A 10005-nucleotide genomic window follows, 5' to 3' on the forward strand; every position below is an offset into this window, starting at 1 on the left:
GGGGGGCAGAAGCGCTGAAGACCGAAGCGAAAAACTCCCATCGAATTCACGTTAACAATTAGACGGCTGTAACCTCTGGAGTGACGATCGCAGATGAGTGAGTCACAGCACCCCCTGGATAATTCGAAGAAATCGCCACAGGACTAGGAAACGGCTTGCCAAATGAGAAAGCGTAGGCAGTGGAACCGTGTAAACACAAATGTTTCAGGCGTTCTTTGGCCTGCTCAACGGTGGGGAATTTTCCAACTGGGAGCCACCAGAGCGCGAGAATCGGTTGATTGGTTTTGACAAACCAGCGGCGGCGATCGCGCATTACTCCCGCATGAGCACCCTGATAAACATAGTCAGATAGCGCCTGGAGCGATCGCCAAACGGTGAGGGTGATCAAGATGCGATCGTCCTCAAAGGCTCGAATGTTTGTCGCGTCGTCTTCTCCTTCACTGCGTAAGCGCCAGACAAAACCAGGGTCAACATCGGCAACTCGATTGACATCGCGAATTTGGGCGACAAAATCAGCCATCTGTGGGTCGTGTAAAGGAGCGCGAAGCGTTGCAATATTAACTTGGGCAAGATGAAATAATTCTGGGTAAATTCGCTGCATCGTCTAAACCAGGTAGATGGTTAGTGAGAATCTTCGCACAAATCATCTATCTCAAGGGGTATCTATTGACGCGATTTAGTTAATAACTTTAGAAATGAAAACAATTGCTCTGTTGCTGTCTCTTTTGCTGTTTGTCGGGATCGTACCTTCGGTAGAGGCTGCAACCTGTCGCACGTTAAACGAGCAGCGGATTTGCATCATTCAAATCAAACGCAGCGCCAAAAACCACTGGGAATATCGTGCATCTGTCAGCGTGGATGGCGTAGTGACTGCGATGGAGTTTTATGATTGTCGCCAAAAAGTTAAGGTACAAAACGATGGGCGGGTGGTGCGCTCCGATCGAGATCCCTCCGTCCAACTAATTTGCAGTTTCTTTAAGCGATGAAAAGGTTGCTTGAATTTGAGCAGTTGTCTCTCAAGTCTCAGATGCCATCTCAACTTACAAAACTGCTCCTGACACTTCCTGGGTAGCTTACTAAACTCCCTGAAAGACATCTGTCGAAAACATTTCTGATAATGTCCGTAGATAAGGAATCAAGATCGTCATGTCTGCGGGAGAGAGTTGTGCGTATAGCTCCCAGCCGATCACCTGCAACATATCCTGCACCATCTGCCACTTGACCTTTAGGCGAGGATAGAGCATCACGCACAGCGGAAACAATTGGCGCTGCACCGAAGAGACATTTCCCTCTAGAGCGCATAGACACAGATAGACCAAAAACATCTCAACATCGCGCAGGCTAGAAGTTTTCACATCTGATGAGTTGAGACTGCCGCTGTAAGTTTGATAACCCGGATTGAGACGACGAATTTGATCACAGACGCGATGGGCGACGCGACTACTAATCGGCAACAAATTTTGCACAGCCACTAGCTCAGGAGAATCGGCATCATGGTTTGCCGCCGCCTGATAAGCATCTCGCAATGGCATATACATGTGATCGTCCATTACTTTGAGGTAGGGCGAAAATAGCAGATGCTCGGCAGGAGAAAGCTGGTCTAAAAGAACCTTGCCCGTATGGTGAAACTGCATACTGACAAAGCCGATCGTGCGCGGATCTTCGGCTGTATATTTTTGGCGGAGCCGTCCGCAGTCATCCCCAATTACGACTGAGAGACGCTGGGGGGTGAGTCGATCGCCATACGCCACCAGGGCCTTCTCAAATAGCTGATGGGAGTCTGCTGCAATTTGCCAGGGGTCAAGCAAATCAGAATCAATCCCATGACGCAACACTTCGACCGCCAAAAGATTTTCGGTCATCGACCAGGCCTGAGCGCTGGCTGATTTTAGACTTTTCATCAGCTTCTCAGTGGTGTACTGTCGCCCTTCTAAAGAAGCGTAATCCGAGAAGCGATCGACCTTCTTGATCTGCGCTTCGTCATAATCTGAAGTGACTGAGACGATGTACTTTCTCGCCCAGGCCGCCGCCAGTGTGTGCAGATTTGATTTGGCTTTGTCCGTTAGAGGACGCTCGTCAGAAGGAGTCTCGGAGGTGCGAGTAGGGGGGACAATCTGAGTCTGGATAGATGCTGATCGAGTCATTGCTTTAGCCCAAACTTATCAAAAATTAACAATGAACAGAGTAACTAAACGCACACGACAACCTGTCTACGCTCAGTGACTTCTGGAAATTTATCGAGACAAATCAACCACCGTAGAATAATCTGAGCCAGATTGCTCTCGATCGCTAACCTGTGTAAATACTGGAAACGTCTGAATCAAGATCTCATTTAATGAGAGTAAATATACCGTAAGGAGGAATCAAGCACAACCAGTTTATGAGATTGGAGATTCTTTTTTCACTGGATTTTTATTGTTTCTTAATACGATCCTGCAAGTTTCACTATCTACACACTAGTTATGCGAGGAATGCACTAGCTAAATAATTGTATATTCCAGAGAACACCTACTTATCTTGAAATATGCAGTTTGGGAGCACCCAAGATCGTTTGTCTAAATTCCTACTGATATCGCAAGATGAAGCGATCGTCTCTCCCACTCACTTGCTATCACTGGGCAGAACCCTCCTCCCTCCTCCCTCCTCCCCCATCCCTCCTCCCCCATCCCTCCTCAAGAGCTCACGCCGAGGTCTAGCTTGGTATCTTCCCTCTATAATTAAGGATTGTAATTTAGACCCAGAAAGCCCCCTGGTATTGTCCCCAGGAATTTGTAACCCTATGTCAGAAGAACTTCGTGCCACTCGTATCGAAAAAGCTGAACAACTTAAGCAACTGGGCATTAACCCCTACGCTTATCGCTGGCAGTCAACCCACTCCGCTCACGAACTGCAAGAGAAATATGCTGAGTTGTCCAATGGGGAAGAAATTGAGATCGAGGTGGCGATCGCAGGCAGAATTCTTGCGCGGCGGGTGTTTGGTAAACTGGCGTTTTTTACGTTGCAGGATGAAACAGGCAGCATTCAGCTTTACCTGGATAAGAAGCGCATTCAAGAACACATGGGCGAGGCAGATCCGCAGGCGTTTGACCATCTAAAACAGCTTACCGATGTGGGAGATATCATCGGCGCAAAAGGCACGGTAAAACGCACCGAGAAAGGCGAACTCTCGGTCTATGTCAAAGACTATACAATGCTAACGAAATCGCTGCTGCCACTGCCTGATAAATGGCATGGACTCACCGACGTGGCAAAGCGTTACCGCCAGCGATATGTCGATTTGATTGTCAATCCTGAAGTGAGAGAAACGTTTCGACGACGCGCCTTAATCACTGCGGGGATGCGTCGCTACCTTGACCAGCAAGGCTTTATCGAAATCGAAACGCCCGTTCTGATGTCAGAAGCTGGGGGCGCAGATGCTCGTCCGTTTGTGACTTATCACAACACAATGGACATGGACTTGTATCTGCGAATCGCCACAGAATTGCACCTAAAACGGTTGGTCGTCGGCGGGTTTGAAAAGGTGTTTGAGATGGGGCGGATCTTTCGCAATGAGGGGATTTCGACTCGACACAATCCGGAGTTTACGACGATCGAGGTTTATCAAGCCTACGCCGACTATCAAGACATGATGGCCCTGACTGAAACCATGATTACAACCGTCGCGCAAACGGTTTTAGGAACGCTGCAACTCACCTATCAGGGCGAATCGGTTGACCTGACTCCTCCGTGGCGCAGAGTAACGATGCATGACATTGTTCAGGAAAAAACGGGCGTTGATTTTTCGCAATTCTCCTCTCTAGACGAGGCAAAATCGGCTGCCAAAACTGCGGGATTGATGGATGTAGAGAACTGTGAATCGATCGGCAAACTTCTCAACGAAGCCTTTGAGCAAACAGTGGAGACGACCTTAATTCAGCCAACTTTTGTGTTGGATTATCCGATCGAGATTTCTCCGTTAGCCAAGCCCCATCGCGCCAAACCTGGACTGGTGGAACGATTTGAGTTATTTATGGTCGGCCGTGAAACTGCCAATAGCTTTTCTGAGTTGACCGACCCCCTAGATCAGCGAGAACGTCTCGAAGCGCAAGCTGCCCGCAAAGCTGCCGGAGATCTCGAAGCGCATGGCGTTGATGAAGACTTCTTAACTGCGCTGGAATATGGAATGCCGCCGACAGGAGGATTGGGGATCGGCATCGATCGTTTGGTCATGGTGCTCACTGATTCCGCTAGTATCCGCGATGTGATCGCCTTCCCATTGTTGAAACCTGAGAAATCTGATTCTGAGGGCGAGGAAGATTCAGAAAGTTAGGGCGAATTCTATGAATCTTCTTCGCTTCGGTGTTTCAATTTTCTGCCCCCCAACCTCGAACTGTGAGGAACTTTTAGATACGACGTTCAAAGTCTCTCTCTGCTGGGATTTGGGGAGCGGACTGGACTGACAACCGCAGTGAAAAATTTCCTCGAATCCACGTTTAACTAACATCCGTTGACCAAAGTGCTTCTCGGATCGGCGGGTTCGCTGTTAGAAAGCCAGCCAAAACTGGGTGAAATTCCGAAATTTCTGCCAAACGTTCGCTGGAGGTCAACTTCTACCCACACTTCGCCGTTTGCATCTTTTCGAGTAGTCGTCACCCCTCCAACCTGGGTGACAAAAACGCGCTGATTAGCCCCGACGGCCGCGATCGCCGCTGTCCCACGCTTGGAGTCTCGGTGCACATCCATTGAAATGACGGTACTTCTCACGAGGCGACACACACTCGTTTTGGTGGCATTTGGCGGAGTGACGGGAGTCGTGGGTCTTCCACAATCGAGCGCGGCATAATCCACAAATCCACTCGGCTTAATCTGGACACGGGCAGGCGGAACGCTGGGTAACGGTTCTACTAGAGCCACCGCAGTCCCCACATTCAGCGGACGAATCGGCAGCACCTCTGGGTCTCTAGGATTTGGCGTTCTAAAAACCGAAGTCGTCTTACTGACCACACAAGCCACTTGAGCCAATCGCATCGGAGCAGGTCGAGAAACCGCCAAAACAGGCAACTCTACCGCGATCGTCGCCATCGTCACCCCGGCTAAAACTCTGACCAAAAGGCTGCGATCGCTTACCTTATTCATCCATAAAGCTCCCATATCCATCACACCCAAACCTCTAAGTTGCTGAGACATACTGAACTCATATTCTTTCAGTACCACAATTTAACGGGTAAGTCCACAGCTTTAGAAGGTTGTGCGATTGTGACAATCGGGGAGCCTATAGAACGCGATGGGCAACTTCTTCAGAAATGGTGAGTTACCCACCTGCGAGGTCGTCGTCTACTAACCGTTCGTTAGAAGGAGAAGGTTGTGCGGAGCGTGCCGATGACAGAATCGGCGTTGTTTCTGGACTGATCGGGAGCTGTAACCCAGATAACGCCGGGCGTGATGGAAATCCGATCGTTCACTTGATATCGATAAAACGCTTCGACATGCAGTGAGGTGTCATTGGCCAATCCCAATTGAGTGAGGCTGATGTTGTTGCGATCGACACTGCCAAGATATGGCTCGACCCCAACGATAACCCCACCCAAACTGCCCTTCTTCAACAGATCTGGAAAGGCTAACCCTACGCCGTAGTACCAGATTTCACCATGAAAGGTGCGATCGTTCACCATCAGATCGGTGTAGCCCCCAAAGGCATTGATTGCAATTCCAGGACTGAGCCTAAACGCGACAGATGCCCCATAGGAGTTGGTAAACGCATTTAACCCCAGTCCCGTGTTGAGCGCATTGGCGGGAGCCGTCCCGGTGAGAAAGCGATCGCCGCCCATATCAAAGATCGAATTGCCCGAAAAATGGAAGCCATGTACAAAGGTCAATCCTACTTGCAGCGCAGGACTGGGTTTGAGCGTCAGTTGTCCGACGACCGCATCATTGCCACCAAACAAGCCGCGATCGGTCGCAGGATCAGGCGCATTCTCAGACAGATAACCGCCCGTCAGCACAAATTTCTCGTCACGGTCAAGCGCAAAGCTCACTGCAAAGCCTGCCCCACCCCCAATTCGATAAATGGGATTTTGTTGCCCAAAGGTCGAAATTGAGCCATTGCCACCATCCTGATCATCAAAAAACGGATTGGCCGTCGAGACAAAATGGCTGCTGCGTCCGCCCGTTGCCGCAACATAGACTTTAATTTGTTCGCCAATGGGGAAGGTGTAATCTAAGCGATCGAGCGAAACTTGATTGCCACTATCCCCATTGACGCTTGAACTCAACGTTCCTTCGGCCGTGCCCTGTGGAACAGCAGGCGCGAGACTCGCAGGTGAATTCGGTGTGATGAAATTTCCAGCCGTGAGACGAGTGTGCAAAATGTCTCGACCGCTAAAGCTGGTTTGCAGATCTACCCGCACGCGATCCTGCAAGACGGCGTTGTTGTTGCCAAAATCAGAGGCTTGGTCGCCAAAGAAGTCTGTTACCGCAAAAATTGCTTCTCCACTCAGCTTGGTGGTGGTTGAGAACTGCTGCTTTTCTAACGTCGTAGTGCGCGCTTCTAATGCATCAACTCGTCCGCGTAGCGTTGCCAATTCTCCAGCAAATTCTTCTTGCAGTCTTTGTAGCGTCACTAAATCTTCTTTTTTGACGAGATCTGCGGTTGATGCAGCGATTAACTCATTGACGCGATCGAGACACGCATTCAATCCGGCTGCAAATTCATACCGTGTCATGGCTCGATTACCACGATAGGTTTTATCTGGGTATCCCGCGATACATCCGTAGCGTTCCACCAAGGATTGCAGCGCTTGAAAGGCCCAGTCTGTAGGGCGCACGTCTGACAGTTGAGAAACGGAGGTAACTTGAGGCTGCGATGTGTCTGACGGGGCTTGTGAAGAGGCGGCTTCTGCGGGAACGGACGGGGCGGCAGTGGGAGTTTCTGAAGCCTGTAGCGGGACGGTTTCAATCTTGGGAACAGGAGCGATCGGTTGAGAAGCCTGTGGCGGAGCGGTGACGGGAGCAGCGATCGGCGTTCCTGCTGGCGGCGGGGCAGTTTCGCTAACTGGGTCTGACGGTTTCGGTGGAACAGTTTCGATCTTTGCAGGAATATAGGATGATTCGTCGATCGTTCCAGGAGGCGCGGTCTGCGGCGGCATGGCTTGTGCAATGAGAGAAACCGACGACTCGGCACGTCCAGGACTCGCTAACAAAACGCCCAACATTCCTGAGAGCATCCACACTGCTCCTCTGCCCTTAAGATTCACCATACTAACCTCACAGCTATTAACAACAGGAACTCCAATAGAGTTCGCTTCTATTTAAGGTCAAATTTTGATTTTGGCACGAGAAAGTTTGGAAATGAACAATTAACTTTATAAAAACTAGCGACTTGTGCCTCCTTAAATGCTCCAGGAAAATCCTCCAAGATTGTCAGTTCACAACATTTTCAAATCATCTACGCTAGAAATAGTCCTGCATCGCAAATTTCAACATGTCTACCATCGAGGTCAAACACCTGAGCAAGGTTTATCCGGTCTCAGTTAAAGAATCTGGACTCAAAGGCACTTTCAATCACTTCTTTAAGCGCAACTATCGATTGATCAAAGCAGTTCAGGATGTCTCGTTTCAGATCGAAGCTGGCGAAATGGTCGGATTTTTGGGAGCCAACGGAGCCGGAAAAACCACAACGCTGAAAATGTTAACGGGATTGATTCACCCTTCAGAAGGTCACGTCAACGTTGCAGGACACACGCCGTTTGAGCGACGATCGCCCTTTCTCAAAAAAGTCACCCTGGTCATGGGGCAAAAGCAGCAATTGATCTGGGATCTACCTGCAATGGATTCACTCAAGATCAATGCGGCGGTTTATGGGATTCGCGATCGCGACTTTGATCATCGGGTGAGCGAACTTTCAGAAATGCTGGCACTAGAAGGCAAACTGACGCAGCCTGTCCGCAAACTGTCTCTTGGCGAACGCATGAAAGCCGAACTGTTGGCCGCCTTACTGCACCAGCCCGAAGTTCTGTTTCTGGATGAGCCAACCCTGGGATTAGATGTGAATGCTCAAGTCGCGGTTCGAGAGTTTTTGCGAGACTATAACCAACGCTATCAAGCCACCATTTTGCTGACCAGTCACTACATGGCAGACATTACTGCATTGTGTCAGCGAGTTTTGATGATTCATCAAGGGCAATTGATTTATGACGGCAGTCTTGAAGGACTGGTCGATCGCTTTGCGCCCTGTCGAGAAGTCAGTGTCGAATTTGCGCGGCCTTACTCAAAAGATCAGCTTTCTATCTATGCAGATCTGCAAGCATTTGACAAACAATCGGCTCGTTTTTTAGTCCGACAAGAACATCTCACAACTTTAGTAGGAAAGCTTTTAGCGGATCTGGAAGTGGTTGATCTAACAGTGACTGATCCGCCGATCGAAGAAGTCATCGGTCAGGTTTTTCAAGCCGGAACCGCACAATTATCATGAATGAGAAAATACAACCAATCTTGGTGCAGTTGCGCTGTCAACTTAATGAAATGTATGGCGATCGCTTGATTCGAGTCGTTCTTTATGGTTCTCAAGCCAGAGGTGATGCACTACCTGATTCAGATATTGATGTGTTAGTTGTTCTGAGAGAACCTGTTGATTTTGCATCAGAAATTGAGCGCACAAGTTATCTAGTGACATCGCTTTGTTTACAACACAATGTTCTACTTTCCTGTACTTTTGTTGGAAGCAATCGTTTTGATCAAACTCAAGGTGGCTTCCTCCGAAACGTTCGCCAAGAAGGAGTCACGGTATGACTTCCGAACAGCAAGCTTTGCTGCAAAAAGAGGTGAGAAGTTTAGAAGCTGCAAAAGTTCTTAATCGGGAAGGTTTGCCAGAGTTTGCAGTGACTCGTGCCTATTACACAATGTTTTATATTGTTGAAGCATTTCTAGAAGGAGACAACTTATCTTTTTCTAAACACTCTGCGGTAATTTCAGCATTTGGTCAACGTTTTGCAAATACTGGAAGAGTTCCTGTTGAGTTTCACCGCTATCTCACTACAGCCGAACAAATTCGTCGTCAAGGTGATTATGATACAACCCCAGAACTGACCGAAGTACAAGCAGCAGAACAAATCCTTCGGGCAGAACAGTTTTTAGAGTTAGCAGCGCAAATGCTAGAAAGTTAATTTACAAGCCCAGTTTACAACTATGAAACGATTATTTAGAGTCATCAAAACCATGCTGCTGGTCTACTACGACTACATGGTGGAATATCGAGCAGAATTGATTTTGTGGGTGTTGTCTGGCTCGTTGCCAATCATACTCATGGGCGTGTGGATACAAGCAGCCCAACAGACAAATTTTGGCTTGTCACCGACTGATTTTGCGCGTTATTTTTTGGCTGTTTTTTTGGTCAGGCAGTTGACGATCGTCTGGGTAATTTGGGAGTTTGAGCGAGAAGTCATTGAAGGCAAATTGTCGTTTCGCTTGATGCAACCGATCGATCCCGCTTTCTATCATGTGATTTCCCACATTTCAGAAAAGTTTGCGCGGGTGCCATTCGCAATTCTGTTGATCGGACTATTCTTCTGGCTGTATCCCACAGCATTTTGGATTCCCAGTTTAACTAATTTTTTGTGGTTCCTTTTAGCGACTGGATTGGCGTTTGCACTACAATTCATCATGCAGTATACGATCGCCATGCTTTCCTTTTGGACAGAACGAGCCAGTGCATTACAAGAATTCTGGTTTTTGTTCTATCTATTTCTCTCTGGTGTGGTGGCTCCATTAGAGGTGTTTCCACCCGAAATTAGAACGATCGCCCTGTTTACACCGTTTCCCTACTTGATCAATTTCCCTGCGAGTATTCTTGTCGGATTGCCCACTAATTTGCTGCAAGGATTTCTCGTCATGTTGGCCTGGGGACTGGGATTTTTCGCCCTCAATCGCTGGCTGTGGCGCAAAGGCTTGAAGCAGTATTCGGGAATGGGAGCGTAGGGAGGGATGAGGGATGAGGGATGAGGGATGAGGGATGAGGGATGAGGGATGAGG

The 10005-nt window shown here is 48.7% G+C and carries 10 protein-coding genes; 6 read left to right on the plus strand and 4 right to left on the minus strand.

What is annotated here, in order from left to right:
* Positions 1-58 precede the first annotated feature (58 nt).
* The gene (locus tag ACJ2PR_RS33495; protein WP_446880288.1) at positions 59-601 is read right to left on the minus strand and encodes a DUF3291 domain-containing protein; all 543 of its coding nucleotides are present in this window, start codon (positions 599-601) and stop codon (positions 59-61) included.
* 94 nt (positions 602-695) lie between these two features.
* Here ACJ2PR_RS33495 and ACJ2PR_RS33500 point away from each other — a divergent pair, with 94 nt between their 5' ends.
* Positions 696-986 (plus strand): hypothetical protein, encoded by a 291-nt coding sequence (locus tag ACJ2PR_RS33500; RefSeq protein ID WP_446880289.1) that lies wholly within the window; start codon positions 696-698, stop codon positions 984-986.
* A gap of 90 nt (positions 987-1076) precedes the next feature.
* On the opposite strand, the gene ACJ2PR_RS33505 is transcribed toward ACJ2PR_RS33500, so the two are convergent.
* Positions 1077-2144, minus strand: a complete 1068-nt coding sequence (locus ACJ2PR_RS33505) for a hypothetical protein (protein WP_446880290.1) — start codon at positions 2142-2144, stop codon at positions 1077-1079.
* 635 nt (positions 2145-2779) lie between these two features.
* Between ACJ2PR_RS33505 and lysS the strand changes: the two genes are divergently transcribed.
* On the plus strand, positions 2780-4309 hold the full coding sequence (gene lysS, locus ACJ2PR_RS33510) for a lysine--tRNA ligase (RefSeq protein WP_446880291.1): 1530 nt from the start codon (positions 2780-2782) through the stop codon (positions 4307-4309).
* A gap of 167 nt (positions 4310-4476) precedes the next feature.
* Here the strand turns inward: lysS and ACJ2PR_RS33515 are convergent, their stop codons facing one another.
* Complete coding sequence (locus tag ACJ2PR_RS33515) at positions 4477-5166, minus strand: hypothetical protein (protein WP_446880292.1); 690 nt, start codon at positions 5164-5166, stop codon at positions 4477-4479.
* Positions 5167-5327: 161 nt separating this feature from the next.
* A complete protein-coding gene (locus ACJ2PR_RS33520; RefSeq protein ID WP_446880293.1) occupies positions 5328-7235 on the minus strand; it encodes an iron uptake porin in 1908 nt (635 codons plus the stop codon).
* A gap of 224 nt (positions 7236-7459) precedes the next feature.
* On the opposite strand from ACJ2PR_RS33520, the gene ACJ2PR_RS33525 reads away from it, so the two are divergent.
* The 4 genes from ACJ2PR_RS33525 to ACJ2PR_RS33540 are packed head-to-tail and all read left to right on the plus strand — an operon-like array spanning position 7460 to position 9951.
* Positions 7460-8449, plus strand: a complete 990-nt coding sequence (locus ACJ2PR_RS33525) for an ABC transporter ATP-binding protein (RefSeq protein ID WP_446880294.1) — start codon at positions 7460-7462, stop codon at positions 8447-8449.
* Complete coding sequence (locus tag ACJ2PR_RS33530) at positions 8446-8766, plus strand: nucleotidyltransferase domain-containing protein (protein WP_446880295.1); 321 nt, start codon at positions 8446-8448, stop codon at positions 8764-8766. Before ACJ2PR_RS33525 ends, ACJ2PR_RS33530 begins: the two co-directional genes overlap by 4 nt.
* Positions 8763-9140: a HEPN domain-containing protein gene (locus ACJ2PR_RS33535; protein ID WP_446880296.1), complete on the plus strand. Its 378-nt coding sequence runs from the start codon at positions 8763-8765 to the stop codon at positions 9138-9140. Before ACJ2PR_RS33530 ends, ACJ2PR_RS33535 begins: the two co-directional genes overlap by 4 nt.
* Positions 9141-9162: 22 nt before the next feature.
* Positions 9163-9951 carry an ABC transporter permease gene (locus ACJ2PR_RS33540; protein ID WP_446866502.1) on the plus strand — a complete coding sequence of 263 codons (789 nt, stop codon included), beginning with the start codon at positions 9163-9165 and terminating at the stop codon, positions 9949-9951.
* Positions 9952-10005: the final 54 nt, after the last annotated feature.

Source organism: Phormidesmis sp. 146-33 (assembly GCF_052939515.1).

Bases quoted from the DNA above. Each gene is read 5' to 3' on its own strand.
- ACJ2PR_RS33540 (WP_446866502.1), top strand. From the start codon at position 9,163: ATGAAACGATTATTTAGAGTCATCAAAACCATGCTGCTGGTCTACTAC.
- ACJ2PR_RS33535 (WP_446880296.1), top strand. From the start codon at position 8,763: ATGACTTCCGAACAGCAAGCTTTGCTGCAAAAAGAGGTGAGAAGTTTA.
- ACJ2PR_RS33495 (WP_446880288.1), bottom strand. From the start codon at position 601: ATGCAGCGAATTTACCCAGAATTATTTCATCTTGCCCAAGTTAATATT.
- ACJ2PR_RS33505 (WP_446880290.1), bottom strand. From the start codon at position 2,144: ATGACTCGATCAGCATCTATCCAGACTCAGATTGTCCCCCCTACTCGC.
- ACJ2PR_RS33525 (WP_446880294.1), top strand. From the start codon at position 7,460: ATGTCTACCATCGAGGTCAAACACCTGAGCAAGGTTTATCCGGTCTCA.
- ACJ2PR_RS33530 (WP_446880295.1), top strand. From the start codon at position 8,446: ATGAATGAGAAAATACAACCAATCTTGGTGCAGTTGCGCTGTCAACTT.
- lysS (WP_446880291.1), top strand. From the start codon at position 2,780: ATGTCAGAAGAACTTCGTGCCACTCGTATCGAAAAAGCTGAACAACTT.
- ACJ2PR_RS33520 (WP_446880293.1), bottom strand. From the start codon at position 7,235: ATGGTGAATCTTAAGGGCAGAGGAGCAGTGTGGATGCTCTCAGGAATG.
- ACJ2PR_RS33515 (WP_446880292.1), bottom strand. From the start codon at position 5,166: ATGTCTCAGCAACTTAGAGGTTTGGGTGTGATGGATATGGGAGCTTTA.
- ACJ2PR_RS33500 (WP_446880289.1), top strand. From the start codon at position 696: ATGAAAACAATTGCTCTGTTGCTGTCTCTTTTGCTGTTTGTCGGGATC.